This is a genomic window from Pseudomonas sp. NPDC098740 (genome assembly GCF_044760065.1).
In the GTDB taxonomy this organism is placed as follows: Bacteria; Pseudomonadota; Gammaproteobacteria; order Pseudomonadales; family Pseudomonadaceae; genus Aquipseudomonas; species Aquipseudomonas rossensis.
Window position 1 is genome coordinate 145,596 of sequence record NZ_JBIWAM010000005.1, and the last position, 21,376, is coordinate 166,971.

Sequence of the window (21,376 nt, forward strand, 5' to 3'; positions counted from 1 at the left end):
CTCTTTGGCTGTCATTCGACGGCGGACGCTTCAATCTTGTCCAGGCGTGGCGCTTTGCTGTTGCAACGGCGCTGATCCTGACGCTGGGCTACTTCTTGTACCTCACGGCGAGTGACAAGGTCAGCCAAGCTGATACCGCTCAGAAATTCGTGAATCTGCAGGCTCAGATCGCACCACAAGTGGTGGGTCAGACAGGTGTCGCCTTGATGGCAATCACCCTGGCCCTGGCATTTGGTTGCATCGACCGATTCGTTAACCGCATCGATCACTTGGGCGACCTGGATGCCCTGCATGTCGCGCGACAGCTGATAGCCGCCGCCTGGACCACGGACGCTGGACACCAGATTGCTGCGGCGCAATTTGGCGAAAAGCTGTTCGAGGTAGGACAGGGAGATGCCTTGGCGCTCGGAGATATCGGCCAGGGACACCGGCCCGTGCTGCGCATGCAACGCCAGGTCAAGCATGGCGGTCACGGCGTATCGGCCTTTTGTAGTCAGTCGCATGGACAATTACCACGGAGTTCAGAATGGGGCGAGTATGCAATTCCCGAGTATTTAAGTCAACTATAAGACCTAGTACTTTAGTCAGGATTACCCGCAAAAGAGCGCGCGCATCATAGCAAAGGCTGGCCACGAACAGCCAGCAATTGCTTGCGAAGGGGCCAGCCCGGAGTTAGCTGGCCTTGCTTTCATCTTTATCCTTGACGCAGGCGAAGTCTTCTTCGCGCAACTCAGGCAGATCCTTGGCGCAGTAGTTACTGCCCAGGTCCTTCAACGCACCGCACATCCCCTCCAGACGGCCGTCGACGGCCTGCAGGTGATCAAGCAGCTGACCAATGGCGCGAGCCACCGGATCAGGCATGTCTTCGCCGACCCCGTAGGCATCGAAACCGATTTTCTCGGCCATGGCCTTACGCTTGGCGTCCTGCTCATCGTCAGACTTGACGATGATCCGCCCCGGAATGCCGACCACCGTCGCACCCGCCGGAACCGCCTTGGTGACCACGGCGTTGGAACCGACCTTGGCTCCGGCGCCGACCGTAAACGGACCCAGCACCTTGGCCCCCGCCCCGACCACCACGCCATCTTCAAGAGTCGGGTGACGCTTGCCCTTGTTCCAGCTGGTGCCACCCAGGGTCACGCCCTGATAAAGAGTGACATCATTGCCAATCTCAGCGGTTTCACCGATGACGATGCCCATGCCATGGTCGATAAAGAAACGACGACCGACCTTGGCACCCGGATGGATCTCAATCCCGGTCAACCAGCGACCGAAGTTTGACACCAGCCGCGCCAGCCACTTCCAGCCCATACCCCACAGCGCCGACGACAGGCGGTGGATCCAGATGGCGTGCATGCCCGGGTAGCACGTCAGAACTTCAAAGGCGTTGCGCGCTGCCGGATCACGATGGAAAACACTCTGGATATCTTCACGCAAACGCTCGAACATTTTTAATCCTTCCGCTTTAGAAGCTCGCCACGGGCCGCTTTCTGGGTTTCCGTGAGGATGCCACGCAATATATTCATTTCCGCCCGGCTGACCGAGCTGCGTCCGTACAACCGGCGCAGGCGCGCCATCAAGTGCCGTGGTTTTTCCGGATCGAGGAATTCAATGGCCACCAGGGTTTGCTCCAGATGCTCATAGAATCGCTCCAGCTCATCCATGGTCGCCAGCTCACCACTTTTGGTGGACGCCACTTCATCCTTCTCGACCTTGCTCGGCTGACCCTGGGCCGCGAGCCAGGACATACGCACTTCATAGCTCAATACCTGCACCGCCGCCCCAAGGTTCAGCGAACTGAACTCAGGGTCTGATGGGATGTGCACGTGATAATGACATCGCTGCAGCTCTTCATTGGTCAGACCGGAATCTTCACGACCAAAGACCAAAGCGATTTCAGCGCCCTGCGTTGCTTCCTCGACCACTTTCACACCGCATTCGCGGGGATCGAGCAACGGCCAGGGAATGCGACGGTCACGGGCGCTGGTGCCGAGCACCAGATTGCAGCCAACCAAGGCATCTTCCAAAGTGGCGACGACTTGTGCGTTTTCAAGGATGTCACCGGCACCGGAAGCACGAGCATCGGCTTCGTGATGCGGAAACAACCGAGGTTCGACCAGCACCAGCCGCGACAGGCCCATGTTCTTCATGGCACGCGCAGCCCCGCCGATATTCCCGGGATGGCTGGTATTGACCAGGACGACACGAATGTTATGCAGCAAGGGAGGCGCTCTCGAACACAGAAATGGGGAGCAGAATCTTACAGTTCATCCTACCGTTAAGCTACGAATCCGAACACCGACCTTCACCTGTAGAAAAGTTCTGATAGAATGCCCGGCTTTCTTTAACAACCTTAGGTGACACATCCATGCAGCCCATGCTGAATATCGCGCTGCGCGCCGCCCGCAGCGCCAGTGAATTGATCTTCCGCTCCATCGAGCGCCTGGATACCATCAAGGTCGACGAAAAAGACGCCAAGGATTACGTATCCGAGGTGGATCGCGCCGCCGAGCAGAAAATCATCGACGCGCTGCGCAAGGCCTACCCTACCCACGGCATTCTCGGTGAAGAAACCGGCATGCACCCTGGTAGCGGCGAAGGCGAAGACTACCTGTGGATCATCGACCCACTGGACGGCACCACCAACTTCCTGCGCGGCATTCCTCACTTCGCTGTCAGCATCGCCTGCAAATACCGCGGTCGCCTGGAACACGCTGTTGTTCTGGACCCGGTTCGCCAGGAAGAATTCACTGCCAGCCGTGGTCGTGGCGCTCAACTGAACGGTCGTCGTCTGCGCGTCAGCGGCCGCACCAGCCTGGACGGCGCCCTGCTGGGTACCGGCTTCCCGTTCCGCGATGACCAAATGGACAACCTCGACAACTACCTGGGCATGTTCCGCGCCCTGGTTGGCCAGACCGCCGGCATCCGCCGCGCTGGCTCGGCGAGCCTGGACCTGGCTTACGTAGCGGCCGGCCGTTTCGACGCATTCTGGGAGTCGGGCCTGTCCGAATGGGACATGGCTGCAGGCGCCCTGCTGATTCAGGAAGCAGGCGGCCTGGTGAGCGACTTCACCGGCGGCCACGACTTCCTTGAGAAAGGCCACGTCGTTGCCGGTAACACCAAATGCTTCAAAGCAGTACTGACGGCCATCCAGCCGCACCTGCCGGCTTCGCTGAAACGCTAAGCGAGCAGCCACAAAAAAGCACCCCTCGGGGTGCTTTTTTTATGCCTGGAATTTGCCCTCAAGAACACCACCGACCAAATGTGGGAGCGAGCCTGCTCGCGAAAGCGGTGTATCAGCCACCTCCATTGCTGGATGTGACGACGCCTTCGCGAGCAGGCTCGCTCCCACAAGGGTTTAGTGGGGAGGCAAAGATCCCGGGCACAAAAAAAGCACCCCGCAGGGTGCTTCTTTTGAATCTGAATTTCAGCTATTTACTGAGCCGGCTCGTTCTGCCCCAGGATCAGCTTGCCTTCCTTGTCGACCGGAATCTGGTTGCCCGGATCGCGATCCATCCGCACTTTGCCTTCCTTGCCATCCAGTGAATAACGGACGTCGTAACCTACGACCTTGTCACTGATGTCATTCACGGTATTACACCGCGTCTGAGTCGTGGTGTAGGTGTCGCGCTCCTGCATGCCTTCCTGAACCTTGTTGCCCGCGTAACCACCGCCAACTGCACCTGCTACGGTGGCAATCTTCTTGCCGGTGCCACCACCGATCTGATTACCGAGCAAACCACCCGCCACGGCACCCAATACGGAACCGGCGATCTGGTGTTGATCTTTCACCGGCGCTTGCCGGGTTACTGCAACGTCCTTGCACACTTCACGTGGCGTTTTGATTTGTGTCTTGACCGGTTCAACGGCTAGAACTTGCGCATATTCAGGGCCGCTATTAACCAGCTTGTAGGTGGCCACAGCACCCCCGGCAGTTACACCGACAGCACCCAATACCGCACCAACCAGCAACGACTTGTTCACATGAACCTCCTGACCATCACATGCGGGACAAGCCCGCGCTTCTCCCAGCCTTGGAGCATAAAAAAAGGCGCGAGTTCAATACTCGCGCCTTTTCGGCCGACAGCTGGAAAACGATAGCCGTTATGGGCGGTCGTCGACTTCCTTATCGGTAGCCACTGCAGGAATCAGATCCTCGGTACTCAGGTTCAGCCAGATCAGCACGACGTTGGCGATGTAGATCGACGAGTAAGTACCCGCCAACACACCGATAAACAGCGCGATGGAGAAGCCGAACAGATTGTCGCCACCGAAGAACAACAGGGCCGCGATCGCCAGCAAGGTGGAGATCGACGTCGCCATGGTCCGCAGCAGGGTTTGCGTGGTCGAGATGTTGATGTTCTCGATCAGCGAAGCCTTGCGCAATACGCGGAAGTTCTCACGAACCCGATCGAATACCACGATGGTGTCGTTGAGCGAGTAACCGATGATCGCCAGCACCGCCGCCAGTACCGTCAGATCGAAGGTGATCTGGAAGAACGACAGGATACCGATGGTCACGATCACGTCGTGAATCAACGAAACGATGGCACCGACCGCGAACTTCCACTGAAAGCGGAAAGCCAGGTAGATCAGGATGCCGCCCAACGCCATCAGCATGCCGAGGCCACCTTGGTCGCGGAGCTCTTCACCGACCTGAGGGCCGACGAATTCGACGCGCTTAACCACCGCCGGGTTGTCGCCACCGACCTTCTGCAAGGCCTCGGCCACCTGGTGACCCAGCTGCGGGTCCTCACCTGGCATACGCACCAGCAAATCAGTAGTCGCACCGAAGCTCTGTACGATCGCCTCGTGATAACCCGCTGTAGCCAGCTGCTCACGCACTTTAGTGACGTCGGCCGGACGCTCGTAGGTCAGCTCGATGAGCGTACCGCCGGTGAAGTCCAGGCCCCAGTTCATGCCCTTGGTGGCGACGCTGAACAATGCCAGCACGGTAAGGAACAATGTGACGCCGAACGCAAAATTGCGAACGCCCATGAAGTTGATTGTACGTAACATGGCAGCCCCTTAAATCCACAACTTCTTGAAGTCACGACCGCCGAAGATCAGGTTGACCATCGCGCGGGTCACCATGATGGCCGTGAACATCGAGGTAAAGATCCCGAGGGACATGGTCACTGCGAAACCTTTGACGGGACCGGTGCCCATCGCAAAGAGAATCCCGCCGACCAACAAGGTTGTCAGGTTGGCGTCGAGAATCGCGGTGAATGCCCGGCCGAAGCCTTCGTTGATTGCCCGCTGCACGGTCATGCCCGCCGCAATCTCTTCACGTATCCGCGAGAAGATCAGAACGTTGGCGTCGACGGCCATACCCATGGTCAACACGATACCGGCGATACCCGGCAGGGTCAGCGTTGCACCCAGCAGCGACATCAGGGCCAGCAGCAGCACCATGTTCACCGACAGAGCGACGGTGGCGATGATGCCGAAGAAGCGGTAGATGGCGATGATGAACAGCGAGACAAACAACATGCCCCACAGCGATGCATCGACACCTTTGATGATGTTGTCGGCACCCAGGCTTGGGCCAATGGTACGTTCTTCAGCAAAGTACATCGGCGCAGCCAGACCACCGGCACGCAGCAGCAGCGCCAGTTCGGACGACTCGCCCTGGCCGTTCAGGCCAGTGATGCGGAACTGAGCACCCAGCGGCGACTGAATCGTCGCCAGGCTGATGATCTTTTTCTCTTCCTTGAATGTCTGGACCGGCACGTCTTTCTCGACGCCATTGACCACTTGCTTGACGTAAGTGGTAACCGGACGTTGCTCGATAAAGATCACTGCCATGCTGCGACCGACGTTGCTGCGAGTCGCACGACTCATCAGCTCGCCACCGTGGCCATCCAGACGGATGTTCACTTCTGGCGTGCCTTGCTCGCCGAAGCCAGCCTTGGCGTCAGTCACCTGGTCGCCAGTGATGATCAAGCCACGCTCGATCTGTGCTGGCGGACGATTGCCTTCACGGAACTCGAAGGTTTCGGAAGTGGCTTTCGAAGCGCCAGGCTCAGCGGCCAGACGGAACTCAAGGTTGGCCGTCTTGCCGAGGATACGCTTGGCTTCGGCGGTGTCCTGCACGCCCGGCAGCTCAACCACGATGCGGTTGGCGCCCTGACGCTGAACGATTGGCTCGGCAACACCCAGCTCGTTGACGCGGTTACGTACCGTGGTCAAGTTCTGCTTGATGGAGTATTCACGGATTTCCGCCAGCTTGGCCGGGGTCATCGCCAGACGCAGCACCGGTTGGCCATTGAGGTCGGCCGGAACAATGTCGAAATCGTTGAAGCTCTTGCGGATCAGCGTACGGGCTTGTTCGCGGGCTGCTTCATCAGTGAAGCCCAGCTGAATGGCACCGTTGAGTTGCGGCAGGCTGCGATAGCGCAGTTTCTCTTTACGCAACAGGCTTTTCACATCGCCTTCGTAGACTTTCAGGCGCGCATCGAGCGCTTTGTCCATGTCCACTTCCAGCAGGAAGTGCACACCACCGGACAAGTCCAGACCCAGCTTCATCGGGTGCGCGGCCAGGCTGCGCAGCCATTGTGGGGTGGTTTGTGCCAGGTTCAGTGCAACGACGTAGTCATCACCCAATGCCTTGCGCACGACGTCTTTGGCAGGTAGCTGATCTTCAGCCTTGGTCAGACGAATCAAACCGCCCTTGCCGTTTGCTGCCAGGGTGGCAGCCTTGACGTTGATCCCGGATTCCTTGAGCGCTGCGCCCACACGGTCCAGATCAGCCTGAGTGACCTGCAGCGAAGTGCTTGCACCGCTGACCTGAATGGCCGGGTCATCAGGATATAGATTGGGAGCGGAATAAATCAGACCGACCGCTAGCACCGCCAGGATCAGAATGTATTTCCACAGAGGGTATTTGTTCAGCATCACGCCGCCCGCTTATGACGCGGGGCGCCTTGCGCGCCCCGTCGATTGAGTAGAAGTTGAAACTTAGATCGCTTTCAGCGTGCCTTTTGGCAGCGTGGCGGCGATGGCGCCTTTCTGGAACTTCATTTCGATGGTGTCGGAAACTTCCAGAACAACGAAGTCGTCTGCCACTTTAGTGATCTTGCCGGCGATACCACCGGTGGTCACAACTTCGTCGCCTTTCTGCAGGCTGCTCAGCAGGTTCTTCTGCTCTTTGGCGCGCTTGGCCTGTGGACGCCAGATCATCAGGTAGAAGATAACCAGGAAACCGACCAGGAAAATCCACTCAAAGCCGCCACCCATCGGGCCTGCAGCAGGTGCAGCAGCGTCAGCCATGGCATTAGAGATAAAAAAGCTCATTTAGCACTCCAGTTGCAAATGTTGAATCTTGGGGTCAGAAAACTCAGTCCAAAGGCGGAACAGGAAGCCCGCGTTTGGCGTAGAAGGCATCGACAAAGGCGGCCAATGTACCCTGTTGAATAGCCTCGCGCAAACCAGCCATAAGCACCTGGTAATGGCGCAAATTGTGGATGGTATTCAACATGCTACCCAGCATTTCGCCGCACTTGTCCAGATGGTGCAGATAAGCACGGGAGAAGTTCTGGCAGGTGTAGCAATCGCAGGTCGGATCCAGCGGCGAATCATCATGGCGATGGAACGCGTTACGGATCTTCAGCACGCCTGTATCAATGAACAGATGCCCATTGAGGGCATTACGGGTTGGCATCACGCAATCGAACATGTCCACACCGCGGCGCACACCCTCAACCAGATCTTCCGGTTTGCCAACGCCCATAAGGTAACGAGGTTTGTCAGCCGGCATCTGACCTGGCAGGTAGTCGAGCACCTTGATCATCTCGTGTTTCGGCTCGCCCACCGACAGACCGCCGATGGCCAGGCCATCGAAGCCGATACTGTCGAGACCTTCCAGGGAGCGCATGCGCAAATCCTGGTGCATACCGCCCTGAACGATGCCGAACAGCGCCGCCGTGTTGTCGCCATGGGCTTCTTTCGAACGCTTGGCCCAACGCAACGACAACTCCATGGAGACGCGAGCGACATCTTCGTCGGCCGGGTACGGCGTGCATTCGTCGAAAATCATCACGATGTCCGAGCCAAGATCACGCTGAACCTGCATCGACTCTTCCGGGCCCATGAACACTTTGGCGCCGTCGACCGGAGAAGCGAAGGTCACGCCCTCCTCCTTGATCTTGCGCATCGCGCCCAGGCTGAACACCTGGAAACCGCCGGAGTCGGTCAGAATCGGGCCTTTCCACTGCATGAAATCATGCAGGTCGCCGTGCTTCTTGATCACTTCAGTGCCAGGACGCAGCCACAAGTGGAAGGTGTTGCCCAGAATGATTTCCGCGCCAGTGGCGGTGATATCCCGCGGCAACATGCCCTTGACCGTGCCATACGTGCCCACCGGCATGAACGCCGGGGTCTCGACGGTACCGCGCGGGAAGGTCAAACGACCGCGACGAGCCTTGCCGTCGGTGGCAAGTAGCTCGAAAGACATACGACTGGTGCGACTCATTCTGTTTCCTCAGGGCCTGATTCTTTAGGGGCAGTAGGCGCGGGGTTACGGGTGATAAACATCGCATCACCGTAGCTGAAAAAGCGGTATTCATGCTCCACGGCGGCTTTGTAAGCGGCCATGGCTTCGGGATAACCGGCGAACGCCGAAACCAGCATCAACAGCGTGGATTCGGGCAAATGGAAATTGGTGACCAGGGCATCGACCACATGAAACGGCCGGCCCGGGTAGATAAAGATGTCGGTGTCGCCACTGAACGGCTTGAGCACGCCATCGCGCGCGGCACTTTCCAGAGAACGCACGCTGGTGGTCCCCACGGCCACCACGCGACCACCGCGAGCGCGGCAGGCGGCAACCGCATCGACCACGTCCTGACCGACTTCCAGCCACTCACTGTGCATGTGGTGGTCTTCGATCTTCTCGACGCGCACCGGCTGGAAGGTGCCAGCGCCAACGTGCAAGGTCACGAACGCCGTCTCGACACCCTTGGCGGCAATCGCCTCCATCAGCGGCTGATCGAAATGCAGCCCCGCCGTCGGCGCCGCTACCGCGCCCAAACGCTCGGCGTAGACCGTCTGATAACGCTCGCGGTCCGAACCTTCATCCGGGCGGTCTATATAAGGAGGCAACGGCATGTGCCCGACGCGATCGAGCAGCGGCAACACCTCTTCGGCAAACCCCAGCTCGAACAACGCATCGTGGCGCGCCAGCATCTCGGCTTCGCCACCGCCATCAATCAGGATCTTGGAACCCGGCTTCGGCGACTTGCTCGACCGCACATGGGCCAGCACGCGATGACTGTCGAGCACTCGCTCCACCAGAATTTCCAGCTTGCCGCCAGAAGCCTTCTGGCCAAACAGCCGCGCCGGAATCACCCGGGTATTGTTGAACACCATCAAATCGCCCGGGCGCAAATGCTCAAGCAAATCAGTGAATTGACGGTGTGCCAGGGCGCCGCTGACCCCATCAAGGGTCAACAGGCGACTATTGCGACGCTCAGCCAAAGGATGGCGAGCGATCAGCGAATCAGGGAGTTCGAAAGTAAAGTCAGCAACGCGCATGATGGGGTTCGTCTAGCAGGGGCCGGAAGTCTAGCCGAAATAGTGAAAATTCTCTATGTACCTGATTGACCGACGGTAATCTCATCTCTATACTTCGCCGCCATTGAGCCCTGATGGCGGAATTGGTAGACGCGGCGGATTCAAAATCCGTTTTCGCAAGAAGTGGGAGTTCGAGTCTCCCTCGGGGCACCATTTACAGTACATAGACGACTACCAGCGTCTACTCAACACCCATAGAGCCCGCTAACTGCGGGCTTTTTGGTCTCTGGGGGTTCCACCCCTATCTCTTGCAAGCCAGCCTCTTTTTGGTACATTTTCTGTACATATTCCAGTTCGAGAACCGGAGGTGTACAGCGATGCCATTGACCGCCTTGCAAATCAAAGCGTCCAAGCCTGCCGACAGACCGTTCACCTTGAGTGATAGTTCGGGTCTTGCCCTGCTGGTGAAACCCAACGGCAGCAAGTACTGGCACTTCCGTTACACCTATCAGGGTCGGGCGGCGCGCATGTCACTTGGCGTGTATCCGCATATCTCCTTGCAGGAAGCTCGTGAACGAGCTGCAGAATGCCGCAACCTACTCAAGCAAGGCACCAACCCCGGCGCCAAACGCCGCGATGACAAGCTACGACAGCAGGAGGCCGGGCTCAACACCTTCAGGCGAGCCGCGGAGTACTGGTACCAATTCAAAGCGGACTCCGGCCGCAGCAGCGCGACGCTGAAGAAGATCCGCGACTATCTCGATAAGGATCTACTGCCCGCGCTCGGCGAGAAGCAACTGGAGCTCATCACTCGAAGCGACTGCGCAAAACTGCAGGCCTGCATCGAAAAACGAGGCGCCTTCAATGTTGCGGACAAGACCAGGACCTGGCTGAAACAGATTTTCAGTCAAGCCATTGCACGTGGCCTGTGCGAACACAATCCAGCCTCCGAACTCCATGCCATTGCGATAGCTCCACCACCCACTCAACACTACCCACATCTACATGAACACGAACTACCTGAGTTTCTCCGGGCCTTAAGCAAGACCACCAGTCGGCTACCAGCGAGGATTGCATCATGGATGACAATCCTGACGGCGAGCCGCCCCGGCATGGTTCGCTATGCAAAATGGGAAGAGATCGATTTCGAGGAAGGGATATGGACCATCCCGGCCGCACGCATGAAGATGCGCAGAGATTACGTCAGCCCTCTACCTCATCAATTGATCGCCATGCTTACCAAACTGAATCAAAGCACTGGACGCAGCCGGTATCTGTTCCCTGGCAATGGTGAAAAGCAGCCAGTCATCAGTGAAAACACGATCAACCTGGTGTTCGCCAAGATCGGCTACAAAGGACGACTCGTCAGCCATGGCACTCGTCATACCGCAAGCACGCTGCTCCGCGAACATGGCTGGCTGAAGGATCATGTCGAAAGCCAGCTGGCTCACGTCGAGGGCGGCATCTCTGGTGAGTACAATCAAGCCCTATACCTGCCGCAACGTCGGATCATGATGCAGTGGTATGCAGACTATCTCGATGCCCTCAAAGAAGGCATTACAGCCAACCTTCGCGATCAATTTGATACTCGCGTTAATCAGTTCCTCGCTCGCCCTTCTGCACCGCCTCTAACAGCATCCCATGCACACAAAGATGATCCTCCCCAAAAGTTGCCTATCGAGACAGAATCAACGGCGACTCAGTGATCACTTGATGCCTCACGAATTCGACCCGCTCGACGACAACCTTGCAAAACTACCGTGGCGCATTCCAACATTGGTAAGCCAATGAGATCACCGCAGTCCGCCCTTCCACGCGGGTCCATCCAAACAGGGCTGCAAAGCCGCCCTGTTTGGATGGACCTCACTTAAGAAATCTAAAGCCCGCGCAAACTGTCTGTGGAAAACCACTGATTTCCACCGGTGGATAATTTCATCCACCGCCGCAGAACTCCCGAAAATTGGAGTCTTGACCTCAATTATCCACAGGCGTAGAAAAGATCGGGCAAAGCGCTGTCGTTGACAGCAACCCAGGTAGCCAGAACCTTTAAGGCTACGCCACACCGTGGTGGTTCTCCCAAAGTGCGATGAGCGTCCGGCGGCTCGCACGGTCACAGCGATGTGATGGATGCCTACTTTTACCAGCGTGCCCACTGCGGTAACTCATTCCCTTTCATAGCTGTCCTGCAGCAACCTATCCGCTTGGCCATTTCCTTGCGCCAACCTGCGCCCGTCTCTTTCTCCCGGAAAGAGACGGGCGCTCCTACCGCTGCTGCAGCCCAACTCGTACAAGGCTTTGCGGCATTTCCCCTCGTGACAATCGGCGTGACAAACACCGAAGTCACCAGCAACAGCGATGCAGATGATGGTGCCGCAGCCCAAGGAATGGACTGCACCTGACTGACAGTCAGGGATGCCCCGGTCATCGCCTCACTGCCTTCACCTGACTCAGGATCCCACGGCGCTGGTCTCGTCAGCCAATGCAACCTCCGCCCGCCCACCGGTAACGGTGTTCAGGAGGCCAGATCATGAGATGCCCAAGCTCCCGGTCGTAAAGAGCCGTCAATCCCGCGTTAGTGGACAACCCTCACAGGTCGCAGGGGCCTTGATCCCTGATAACACTCAACATTCTTGGCGGGATGACGTGGGGAAAGTTTTAAAAGTTTTGGCTTCGAGAGGAGTTTGATCATGGCATTGGTCGGTAGACGGGACGGGCGCAATTTTGGCTATGGCCGACAACTGAGTTATGCCGGGCCGCAGGCCCTCCGCGACCTGTTTGGCGGTGAGCATTACGGCACGGTCAAAGCGCACAGTGATCGCTGGCAGGCGTTTGTGCGGTGGTGTCGGTCGGAGGATGGGCCAGGGTTCAACGATGCGCGGCAGATTGATCGGCAGATCTTGTTGGACTATCCCGAATCGCGTTTTGCCAATTATCCGTACATGTATAAAAGGTCATCGATCAGCTCAAGCTCTTGTTGTGTGTACGGCGCTTTTTGGTATCGGCGAATGGCCTCAAGTACCCCTTTGATAGGCACTTGCCGCGCTGGATCATGAATGACTTCGATCAGCCGACCATAAGCAGGATCTCTTCCCTCTAAGTATTTTTCGGCTAGCTCTGCGAGTGATAGACGAGCTTGTAGATCGGTTAGCATTGGTACTTCTCCGGTCCAGCATTACCTTCAACTACCTTGATGCGAATTGGGAGGTTATGAAATTCTCTTTCTTCGCACAGTGAGCGCCATCATTGGGCCATTGTGCGCAAGAAGTTGCGCAGTAGATCGTAATATTCGCGACCCAACTGCCCTGCAAGCCACGTCTTGCAAAGACTGCAGCCAAGTGCGCAAGAAGTTGCGCAGTGGTGCGCAACTTCTTGCGCACTTTCTTCCGATTATGGTTGTAAAAAACTCGCTGAACGGCGAGCCAGGGCCGGCAGGCCACCGGCGTCTGGGCACTTCACAAAAGCTGGCACGCTCCTTGATAACAGTCAGGCACCCACCGGGCGATACCGCCTCCCGGGCACCTCACTTATTCAGCAAGGAGCACATCCATGGCTACTCCAGCGTACATGTCCGTCACTGGCGAAAAACAAGGTCTGATCACCGCCGGCGCATTCACCGCCGATTCGGTTGGCAACACCTACCAGGAAGGTCACGAAGACCAGGTCATGGTTCAGGCTTTCAACCACGACGTAATCATCCCGCGTGACCCGCAGTCCGGCCAACCGACCGGTCAGCGCGTACACAAACCAGTTGTGATCACCAAGGTCTACGACAAGTCTTCGCCACTGCTGCAAGCGGCTCTGACCTCGGGCGAGCGCATGAGCGAAATCGTTATCCAGTGGTTCCGTACTTCGGCCCAAGGGACCCAAGAGCACTACTACACCACCAAACTGGAAGACGCGATCATCGTCGCCATCAACAACAAAATGCACAACTGCCAGGATCCGTCGAACTCCCACTTCACGCACCTGGAAGAAGTACAGTTCACCTACCGCAAAATCACCTGGACCCACGAAGTATCCGGTACTTCGGGTTCCGATGACTGGCGTCAGCCAGTCGCTTAATCGCGGCTGACCGCTTCACGCATCGGCCAGCTCTGCTGGTCGATGTTGTTTCCGCCCTTCCAGAATTTGCGTCTGCTGATCCTTTGATCGGGTATTGGTTTACGCCGCAGCACTGCACGAGGAACAAGGGATGTTCGCGCCGGCCAATCAGACTCACTTTGCCCTGACTATCGAAGGTCTGGATAACGATCTCCAGGTGCTTGCCCTGCAAGGTCGGGAAGCCATCAGCCAGCCTTTTGTATTTGAGGTGGAACTGGTCAGTGAACAGCCATCCCTGGACCTCGAAACGCTGCTTCACAAACCGGCCTTTTTGCAGCTCTCGCCTGACGGCAGCGGCATCCATGGCCAGATCTATCGTGGCGCTCAGGGTGATTCCGGCAAACGCCTGACCCGCTACGCGGTGACCCTGCGTCCGCAGCTATCCTACCTGGCGCACCGCATCAACCAACGCATCTTCCAGAACCTCAGCGTGCCGAAAATCGTCGGCATGGTCCTCGAAGAGCACGGCATCCAAAGTAATGCCTACGAATTCAAAGTCGGGGCGATTTATCCCGAGCGCATCTACTGCGTTCAGTACGATGAATCGGACCTGCAGTTCATCCAGCGCCTGTGCGAGGAAGAAGGTATTCACTACCACTTCGAACACAGCGCCACGGCCCACAAACTGGTGTTCGGCGATGACCAGACGGTGTTCCCGAAACTCGCACCCGTGGCCTACCAGCAAGACTCCGGCATGGTCGCCAACAACCCGGTGATCAAGCGCTTCGACCTGCGTTTGGAAACCCGCACCAGCCGCACCACCCGCCGCGACTACGACTTCGAAAAACCGCGCCTGACCCTCGAAGCGGAAAACCGCGGCGACGCCCTGCCCGACCTCGAAGACTACGACTATCCCGGCCGTTTCATCGACCGCGAGCGCGGCAAGCACCTGGCCAAACGCGCCCTCGAACGTCACCGCAGCGACTTCCAGTTGGCCGAAGGCCGAAGCGATCAGCCGTTGCTGGTCAGCGGCCACTTCCTGGCCCTGACCCAACACCCCAAAGCCAAGTGGAACGACCTGTGGCTGCTGACCGAAATCCTCCACGAAGGCAAACAGCCGCAAGTGCTGGAAGAGTCGGTAACCAGCAGCACCACCAACCTCAAGGACGATTTCCATCAGGGCTACCGCAACCGCTTCCAGGCCACCCCGTGGGACGTGCCGAACCGGCCACCGCTGACCCAGAAAAAGCCGCGCATCCTCGGCAGCCAAAGCGCCATGGTCACCGGGCCAAAAGGTGAAGAAATCCACTGCGACCAATACGGTCGCGTCAAAGTGCAATTCCACTGGGACCGCGAAGGCCAGGCCGATGACAAAACCAGCTGCTGGCTGCGCGTCTCCTCCGCCTGGGCCGGCGCCCACTACGGCGGCATCGCCATCCCCCGCATCGGCATGGAAGTGCTCGTCTCCTTCCTCGAAGGCGACCCCGACCAACCGCTGATCAGCGGCTGTCTTTACCACAAGGAAAACGTCGTCCCGTACGCCCTGCCCGCGAACAAAACCCGCAGCACCTTCAAAACCCTGAGCTCCCCCGGTGGCGGCGGTTACAACGAACTGCGCATCGAAGACAAAAAGGGCCAGGAACAAATCTTCCTGCACGCCCAGCGCGACTGGGACGAAAACGTCGAGCACGACCAGAAAATCCGCGTCGGCAACGAACGCCACGACACCGTCGAGCAAAACAGCTACAGCGAATTCAAGGCCGAAGAACACCACACCGTCTACGCCGATCGTAAAGTCGAAACCCGCGCCAACGACCACCTCACCGTCGGTGTGAACCAGCACATCAAGGTCGGCACCGGCCAATTCATCGAAGCCGGCCAGGAGATCCACCTGAGCAGCGGCATGAAAGTCGTGCTCGAAGCCGGCAGCGAACTCACCCTCAAGGGTGGTGGCAGCTTCATCAAGATCGACGGCAGTGGCGTCACCCTGAGCGGGCCGGTGATCAACATGAACTCCGGCGGCAGTCCTGGCAACGGGACTGGCGCGGCACCGTTGATGCCGGGGGTGTTGAAACAGGCGGATGCGGATAAGGCGGGGGCGGTTCTGAGCCCGGCGCAGATCAACACCCTGAAACGCAACGCGCCATTCTGTGAAGAGTGCGAGAAGTGCAAGGCAGGTGCTTGTGCGATCTGATCTGTTGACTCCACAGGCTTGGCTGGCTGAACGGCCGTTGCAGACGGGTGAGCGGTTGTACTTGATCGTTAGCGCGGCCAGCGATGCCGAGCCACTCAAGGCCTTCTACCAGCAAGACATGGCGCCGGAATTGATCCCGATCTGGAGCGGCACGCCTTACGCCGATTGGCAGCCCGTCATGCCCTACCTCGCCGAGCTGAAACCCAATGCCGGTTTTCTGCAATGGATCGCCGAAACCGATGCTCAGGACTGGGGTTGGCTGGCAGTGTCCACCAGCACGCCGGACGTGGTGTTCGAGCACCTGCGCAGTTTGACCCAGGTACGCATGCCCGATGGGACCGAAGTGTTTTTCCGGTTCTGGGACGGGCGGCATATTTACCCGATTCTTGAAGGGCTGGGTGCTGGCGCAGGTGAAGTATTGCCGGTGTTTGACCGCTATCTGATCAATGGCCAGAGCCTGGACGTTGGGCCGAGGGCCGTGCCGCCAGCGAAGGAATGGCCGTGGTGGGAGGTGCCGCAAAAGTTGCTCGATAGTTTGGCGGAAAAAGACCACACCACCGTCGTCGACAACCTGATGCAGTGGCTGGGAGAGGACTGCCCGGAACTGTTCTTCGCCTTTCCCGAAAATAACTTGCGCCACAAGGTCGAGCGCTTCGTGCGCCAACAACCCAATACAGAAGATTTGGCAGAGCGTCTCGCTGCTCAGCTGACAAAGGAAGTCACGTCATGAATACCCCGATCGGTACCTTGGTCCTACACGTGCTGGACGCCAAAACCCCTGACGTGAACCTGATTCTCAAAGACTTCAAGAACTGCCTGAGCGATTACAAGGAATGGGCGGACGGCTTCCTGACCGGTTGGGCATTGGATGTCGACCAAACCTTCAAGGTCGGTAATGAAGTCAGCGTGACCAAACGCAAGACCAAAACCGGCAAGGTCGAGACCTACGCGACCTGCCCTCTGGCGGGCGACTTCACGCTGATCCACATGTTCGAATCAGCACGATTCGTACCGATCGGCAACACGCCAGTGAAACTGGAACCCGTCACCAAAGGTACTTTTTACGACGACGTCACTGGCCCCGTCATTGAAACAACGATCGGCCCGAGCGGCATCAAGGTGATCGATGGCTGCAAGAAAGGCCAGATGTACCGCATTACCTTTTTCCCGAACGTATCCCAAAGCAATGTCAAAGCACTCTACGACTCCTACCAGGGTGTAATCGGCAATCTAAACGGCTGGTTGCAAAGTGAATGGTCGAGCAAGTTCCAGCCTCAGTGGGCCAGTTACTCGGCGGCTGACCGCGCGGGCCGCTCTGTCATTCTGTTAAAACGAGCGATGGATGGTCTGGAAAAGGCGCTGCTCAGGCTGTGGGATGACATCAAAAGCCTGTTCGAACTACTCGCACACCCAAAGGAAAACCTCGAAAAGCTGCGCAAGTACCTGTCGGATGTCGAGATCGACAAGCTCTATGCCGCGTCCAAGGAGTCCATTGCTTCGGGTCTGTTGATCCTCAGTGACGAACCACTGATGTTCATTTACGTCTCGGCGATTGTGGCGTGGGTCGGCATGCTGCCGCCGCAAGTCATCGTTGACGTGGTGACGGCCATTGCGTCGGAATTCCTGATCAACGTGGTATTGGGTATTTGCCTCACTGGCGGTGCCGGGATCGCAGTGCGGGTGGGGACCAAAACTCTGTCCACGGTCAAGTCCGGTACGGCGCTCAAATACCTTGAAGAGCTGGCCGCAAAACTGATGAGCCTGAGCGGCAAGCACAGCCTGCCAGCGCACGCGGAGGTTTCCAAGCCACTGATTGCCAGTGCCAAAAGCGTGCCGATGAAGCCGACCAAAACGGCGGCGCTCAAAATCGACGAGGCCGCCGCCAACGGTTCTAAAAGTCAGGTGCCGAAAACCACGGATACGCCGAAGCAGGAAGTGAAAGACGCTTCTTCATTTCCGCGTGGCAAGAAAGACAAACAGACCACCCTCGCACCAAAGGAAAAGGTCGACGACGCTCCTACTCAGTCAAAAACGCCTGACGACAAAAGCGCCGCCTGTGCCAAGAAAACCTGCACCAATGGTTGCCCGGTATCGATGGTTACCGGCGAAGAGCTGCTGACCCTGACCGACGGTGAACTCGGTGGTCTGCTGCCCTTCAGCTGGACGCGCCTCTATCGCACCAGCGCCGCAGAAATCGACTGCGGCCTCGGTTACGGTTGGAGCCACGCCCTGGCGCAACGCGTCGACATCAACGGCGACGAAGTAATCTGGACCGACCACGAAAACCGCGTCACCACCTTCCCGTTGCCCAGTGTGCAGCGCCCGGCGATCACCAACAGCCTGTCGGAAGCGGCGATTTTCCTTGGTGACGATCCGTCCGAACTGACCCTCACCCAAGCCGGCGAACGCACCCAGTTCTACCACTTCCGCTACAACAGCAAAGGCGCGACGCTGATCGCCATCAGCGACAGCTACGACAACCGCCTGCACATCACCCGCGACATTCACGGACGAATCAAACGTGTCGATAACGGTGCCGGTCGCGCCCTCCTCGTGCGTTACGACCGCAAACACATCGTCGCCATCGATTACCAGCAGTTCAGCCCGGCGGACAACCTGGAAGATGCCTGGAGCACCGTCCAGACCCTGGTCACCTACGGCTACGACGCCCAGCACCGCCTGATCGAAGCCAAAAACGCCGCCGGTGAAGCCGAGCGTTATGCCTATAACGACCAGAACGTCATTCTCGAACGGCAACTGGCTGGTGGTGCCAGCTTCTACTGGGAATGGGAAAAAGAAGGCAAGTCAGCCCGCTGCATCCATCACTGGGCAAGCTTCTCGCAGATGGACGCGCACTACGCTTGGGATGACAAGGGCAGCGTCACAGTTACCAACGTTGACGGCAGCGAAGAGGTCTACACCCACGACGATAAGGCTCGACTGGTCGCCAAAGTCGATCCGGACGGTGCGGAACACCTCAAGGCTTACGACGACAAGGGCCGCCTGATCGCCGAAAAGGATCCACTCGGTGCGGTCACTGAATACCGGTACAACGAAGCGGGCCGTCTGGTAGCGGTGATCCCACCGGAGGACGCACCGACCACTTACGAGTACTACAACGGTTTTGTTCGTGTCGTGAACCGTGGTCCGGCGACCTGGAAATACTGGCGCAACGACCAGGGCGACATCACCGAACAAGTCGACCCGGACGGCAACTCGACCCACTACAGCTACAACCGCCAGGGCCGTCTGCTGGAAATCCGTCACCCCGACGGCAGCCGCCATCAACTGGGCTGGAACAACCTCGGCCAACTGCTCGAGGAACAGCTACCGGACGGCGGCCAACGCAAATATCGCTACGACACCTTGGGGCGGCAGATCACCCGTCAGGACGAAACCGGCGCCATCACTCAATACCAATGGGACGCTGCCAATCGTCTCGCGCAAATCACCCTGCCCGGCGGCGCTACTCGCGCCTTCACCTACAACGCCTACGGCAAAGTCACTGCCGAACGCGATGAATTGGGTCGCGTGACCCGCTACGAATACGCCGATGGTCTGCACCTGGTCAGCCGCCGTATCAATCCGGACGGCAGTCAGCTTCGCTACCGCTACGACAACTCGCGCCTGCTGCTCAGCGAGATCGAAAACGAACGTGGCGAGCACTACCACCTCGATTACTACCCGAACGGCCTGATCCAGCAGGAAACCGGCTTCGACGGTCGCCGGACGGCCTACGAGTACGACCTCAACGGCCAACTGCTGAAGAAAATCGAATTCGGCGACGACGGCAGTGAGTTGTTCACCGAATACCAACGCGACGCCGCCGGCCGCTTGCTGGTGAAAACCCTGGCGGATGGCGACGAAATTCACTACAGCTACGACGCCCTCGGCCGCCTCGTCAACGTCGACGACGGCCACTGGCCCCTCGCCTACGAATATGACCTGCAAGACCGCCTGATCACCGAACACCAAGGCTGGGGCACTCTGCGTTACGAGTACGACAACCTGGGCCAGTTGAGTCATTGCCGCCTCCCCGACGGCAGCAAACTCGACTACCGCCACCAACCCGGCGGCCGCCTGAGCAGCATCGACCTCAACGGCTCGCGCCTGACCACGCACCAGTTCAGCGCCGGTCGCGAACAACAGCGCCAACAAGGCCTGCTGCTCAGCCAATACCAGTACGACGAACAAGGCCGCTTGCAAGCCCACACCGTCAGCCAGCAGGACCGCAACCTGTTTCGCCGTCGCTACGCCTACGATGCCAACGGCAATCTTGCGGGTATCGACGACAGCCGCAAAGGCAAGCGCAGCTACCATTACGATCCGCTCGATCGCCTGATCAACGTCCGTGGCACCACCCCGGAAAGCTTCGCCCACGACCCGGCGGGCAACCTCCTCGGCCAAGGCGACCAGCCGTCCGCGAACCTGGTCAACGTCAAAGGCAACCGCCTGCTAATGCAGGGCGACCGGCACTATGACTATGATGCCCATGGCAACCTGATCCGCGAACGTCGCGGCACCGGGCAAAAACTCGTCACCGAGTACCGTTACGACTGCCAACATCGCCTGATCGGTGTCAGCCTCCCCGGCGGCAGCATCGCGAGCTACCAGTACGACGCCTTCGGCCGACGCATCGCCAAAACCGTCGATGGTCACACCACCGAATTCCTGTGGCAAGGCGAACGACTCATCGCCGAAAGCGCCGACAACCGCTATCGCAGCTACATCTACGAACCGGGTAGCTTCCGCCCGCTGGCGATGCTCGATGGCGAAGGCTCACTGAAAGCCACGCCGTTCTACTACCAACTCGACCACCTCGGCACCCCGCAGGAACTCACCGACTACAGCGGCGAGATCATGTGGTCGGCGAAATACCGCGCCTACGGCAACCTCGCCACCCTCGACGTTGCAGAAATCGACAACCCGCTGCGCTTCCAGGGCCAGTACTTCGATGCCGAAACGGGCTTACATTACAACCGACATCGCTACTACAATCCGGGGACTGGACGGTTTTTGACGCCGGATCCGATCAAGCTTGCGGGTGGGTTGAACAACTACCAGTACGTACCTAACCCTACGGGGTGGGTGGATCCGTTGGGGTTGAGCTGCGTTCCGAGTAACTGCCCAGATGACAGACGAGCTGAGCTGAATCAAAAATACGGCCGGACAGGGGATATCAATAACGATATCAATGCCCGCGGAAGAAAAGAGACCGCTACGGAGTTTTACCGAACACAAGGCTTTGAAGAGACAAGCATTCCAGGGCATTTAAACGGCATAGATTTTAATCAACCGGTAAATGTAGAAACGTTAAACCGAGGAAAAACCGTTTATCAATTCCAATCACCGGGTGCTCCACAAGGCAACTACTACTCTCTGAACCCTGCTACAACCCCATCAGAGCTAGGAATTGGTCCACTCGGAGATAATCGTGCAGCAGGGACAGTCGAACTAAAACTGCAAGGTATTTATCGAACAACCGAAAAAACGCCCGTATTGAAATCGACAGCCAAACAGATAGATGATACTTGGTCTGTGAAAGGTGTGACACAACCGTCGTCAGGGGGTGGTACTCAAGTCTTTAGCAGCGCTAAAGGAAACTTCGAAAAAATCCCGTAAACTGTA

At 58.0% G+C, this 21,376-nt stretch carries 16 protein-coding genes, 1 tRNA gene and 1 pseudogene; 8 read left to right on the top strand and 10 right to left on the bottom strand.

Annotation, left to right across the window (positions count from 1 at the left end; all coding sequences use genetic code 11):
- Window positions 1–11: 11 nt before the first annotated feature.
- The 3 genes from iscR to trmJ all read right to left on the bottom strand — a co-directional run bounded on the left by iscR (window position 12) and on the right by trmJ (window position 2,222).
- Window positions 12–503: a Fe-S cluster assembly transcriptional regulator IscR gene (gene iscR / locus ACIQU2_RS08210; protein ID WP_007903581.1), complete on the bottom strand. Its 492-nt coding sequence runs from the start codon at window positions 501–503 to the stop codon at window positions 12–14.
- 169 nt (window positions 504–672) lie between these two features.
- Window positions 673–1,449 (bottom strand): serine O-acetyltransferase, encoded by a 777-nt coding sequence (gene cysE / locus ACIQU2_RS08215; RefSeq protein ID WP_347803669.1) that lies wholly within the window; start codon window positions 1,447–1,449, stop codon window positions 673–675.
- 2 nt (window positions 1,450–1,451) lie between these two features.
- Window positions 1,452–2,222, bottom strand: coding sequence for a tRNA (cytosine(32)/uridine(32)-2'-O)-methyltransferase TrmJ (gene trmJ, locus ACIQU2_RS08220; RefSeq protein WP_347803668.1), 771 nt, complete (start codon window positions 2,220–2,222; stop codon window positions 1,452–1,454).
- A gap of 146 nt (window positions 2,223–2,368) precedes the next feature.
- Between trmJ and suhB the strand changes: the two genes are divergently transcribed.
- Window positions 2,369–3,184 (top strand): inositol-phosphate phosphatase, encoded by an 816-nt coding sequence (suhB, locus tag ACIQU2_RS08225; protein ID WP_033061458.1) that lies wholly within the window; start codon window positions 2,369–2,371, stop codon window positions 3,182–3,184.
- Between the two features lie 251 nt (window positions 3,185–3,435).
- Here the strand turns inward: suhB and ACIQU2_RS08230 are convergent, their stop codons facing one another.
- The 6 genes from ACIQU2_RS08230 to queA all read right to left on the bottom strand — a co-directional run bounded on the left by ACIQU2_RS08230 (window position 3,436) and on the right by queA (window position 9,534).
- A complete protein-coding gene (locus ACIQU2_RS08230) occupies window positions 3,436–3,984 on the bottom strand; it encodes a glycine zipper 2TM domain-containing protein (protein WP_347804040.1) in 549 nt (182 codons plus the stop codon).
- 120 nt (window positions 3,985–4,104) lie between these two features.
- Window positions 4,105–5,019, bottom strand: coding sequence for a protein translocase subunit SecF (secF, locus tag ACIQU2_RS08235; RefSeq protein WP_403139918.1), 915 nt, complete (start codon window positions 5,017–5,019; stop codon window positions 4,105–4,107).
- 9 nt (window positions 5,020–5,028) lie between these two features.
- Window positions 5,029–6,897, bottom strand: a complete 1,869-nt coding sequence (gene secD / locus ACIQU2_RS08240; RefSeq protein WP_403139920.1) for a protein translocase subunit SecD — start codon at window positions 6,895–6,897, stop codon at window positions 5,029–5,031.
- Window positions 6,898–6,960: 63 nt separating this feature from the next.
- Window positions 6,961–7,296 carry a preprotein translocase subunit YajC gene (gene yajC, locus ACIQU2_RS08245; RefSeq protein ID WP_008147715.1) on the bottom strand — a complete coding sequence of 112 codons (336 nt, stop codon included), beginning with the start codon at window positions 7,294–7,296 and terminating at the stop codon, window positions 6,961–6,963.
- Window positions 7,297–7,339: 43 nt separating this feature from the next.
- Complete coding sequence (gene tgt / locus ACIQU2_RS08250) at window positions 7,340–8,455, bottom strand: tRNA guanosine(34) transglycosylase Tgt (protein ID WP_403140071.1); 1,116 nt, start codon at window positions 8,453–8,455, stop codon at window positions 7,340–7,342.
- Between the two features lie 14 nt (window positions 8,456–8,469).
- Window positions 8,470–9,534 carry a tRNA preQ1(34) S-adenosylmethionine ribosyltransferase-isomerase QueA gene (queA, locus tag ACIQU2_RS08255; RefSeq protein ID WP_403139922.1) on the bottom strand — a complete coding sequence of 355 codons (1,065 nt, stop codon included), beginning with the start codon at window positions 9,532–9,534 and terminating at the stop codon, window positions 8,470–8,472.
- Between the two features lie 107 nt (window positions 9,535–9,641).
- Here queA and ACIQU2_RS08260 point away from each other — a divergent pair.
- From ACIQU2_RS08260 to ACIQU2_RS08270, 3 genes and pseudogenes are all read left to right on the top strand, one after another.
- Window positions 9,642–9,726 (top strand) — tRNA-Leu (locus ACIQU2_RS08260).
- 164 nt (window positions 9,727–9,890) lie between these two features.
- Window positions 9,891–11,219: an integrase arm-type DNA-binding domain-containing protein gene (locus ACIQU2_RS08265; protein ID WP_129438209.1), complete on the top strand. Its 1,329-nt coding sequence runs from the start codon at window positions 9,891–9,893 to the stop codon at window positions 11,217–11,219.
- A gap of 981 nt (window positions 11,220–12,200) precedes the next feature.
- Window positions 12,201–12,423, top strand: a pseudogene (locus ACIQU2_RS08270) (integrase); the annotation flags it as partial.
- 19 nt (window positions 12,424–12,442) lie between these two features.
- On the opposite strand, the gene ACIQU2_RS08275 reads toward ACIQU2_RS08270, so the two are convergent.
- On the bottom strand, window positions 12,443–12,664 hold the full coding sequence (locus ACIQU2_RS08275; RefSeq protein WP_017338155.1) for a hypothetical protein: 222 nt from the start codon (window positions 12,662–12,664) through the stop codon (window positions 12,443–12,445).
- 395 nt (window positions 12,665–13,059) lie between these two features.
- Between ACIQU2_RS08275 and ACIQU2_RS08280 the strand changes: the two genes are divergently transcribed.
- The 4 genes from ACIQU2_RS08280 (at window position 13,060) to ACIQU2_RS08295 (ending at window position 21,370) form a co-directional block, all read left to right on the top strand.
- Window positions 13,060–13,575 carry an Hcp family type VI secretion system effector gene (locus ACIQU2_RS08280; RefSeq protein WP_017338154.1) on the top strand — a complete coding sequence of 172 codons (516 nt, stop codon included), beginning with the start codon at window positions 13,060–13,062 and terminating at the stop codon, window positions 13,573–13,575.
- 130 nt (window positions 13,576–13,705) lie between these two features.
- Entirely contained in the window at window positions 13,706–15,748 is a 2,043-nt protein-coding gene (tssI, locus tag ACIQU2_RS08285) for a type VI secretion system tip protein TssI/VgrG (RefSeq protein ID WP_403139925.1), read from the top strand.
- Window positions 15,738–16,478, top strand: a complete 741-nt coding sequence (locus tag ACIQU2_RS08290; protein ID WP_403139927.1) for a DUF4123 domain-containing protein — start codon at window positions 15,738–15,740, stop codon at window positions 16,476–16,478. Before tssI ends, ACIQU2_RS08290 begins: the two co-directional genes overlap by 11 nt.
- Complete coding sequence (locus ACIQU2_RS08295; RefSeq protein ID WP_403139928.1) at window positions 16,475–21,370, top strand: polymorphic toxin type 46 domain-containing protein; 4,896 nt, start codon at window positions 16,475–16,477, stop codon at window positions 21,368–21,370. The genes ACIQU2_RS08290 and ACIQU2_RS08295 overlap by 4 nt, the downstream gene beginning before the upstream one ends.
- The last annotated feature ends 6 nt before the right edge of the window (window positions 21,371–21,376 follow it).

What these genes read in the sequence shown, in the direction of transcription:
- ACIQU2_RS08275 (WP_017338155.1), bottom strand. Translation starts at nt 12,664, where the DNA reads ATGCTAACCGATCTACAAGCTCGTCTATCACTCGCAGAGCTAGCCGAA.
- cysE (WP_347803669.1), bottom strand. Translation starts at nt 1,449, where the DNA reads ATGTTCGAGCGTTTGCGTGAAGATATCCAGAGTGTTTTCCATCGTGAT.
- queA (WP_403139922.1), bottom strand. Translation starts at nt 9,534, where the DNA reads ATGCGCGTTGCTGACTTTACTTTCGAACTCCCTGATTCGCTGATCGCT.
- ACIQU2_RS08280 (WP_017338154.1), top strand. Translation starts at nt 13,060, where the DNA reads ATGGCTACTCCAGCGTACATGTCCGTCACTGGCGAAAAACAAGGTCTG.
- yajC (WP_008147715.1), bottom strand. Translation starts at nt 7,296, where the DNA reads ATGAGCTTTTTTATCTCTAATGCCATGGCTGACGCTGCTGCACCTGCT.
- iscR (WP_007903581.1), bottom strand. Translation starts at nt 503, where the DNA reads ATGCGACTGACTACAAAAGGCCGATACGCCGTGACCGCCATGCTTGAC.
- tgt (WP_403140071.1), bottom strand. Translation starts at nt 8,455, where the DNA reads ATGTCTTTCGAGCTACTTGCCACCGACGGCAAGGCTCGTCGCGGTCGT.
- suhB (WP_033061458.1), top strand. Translation starts at nt 2,369, where the DNA reads ATGCAGCCCATGCTGAATATCGCGCTGCGCGCCGCCCGCAGCGCCAGT.
- secF (WP_403139918.1), bottom strand. Translation starts at nt 5,019, where the DNA reads ATGTTACGTACAATCAACTTCATGGGCGTTCGCAATTTTGCGTTCGGC.
- tssI (WP_403139925.1), top strand. Translation starts at nt 13,706, where the DNA reads ATGTTCGCGCCGGCCAATCAGACTCACTTTGCCCTGACTATCGAAGGT.
- ACIQU2_RS08295 (WP_403139928.1), top strand. Translation starts at nt 16,475, where the DNA reads ATGAATACCCCGATCGGTACCTTGGTCCTACACGTGCTGGACGCCAAA.
- ACIQU2_RS08265 (WP_129438209.1), top strand. Translation starts at nt 9,891, where the DNA reads ATGCCATTGACCGCCTTGCAAATCAAAGCGTCCAAGCCTGCCGACAGA.
- secD (WP_403139920.1), bottom strand. Translation starts at nt 6,897, where the DNA reads ATGCTGAACAAATACCCTCTGTGGAAATACATTCTGATCCTGGCGGTG.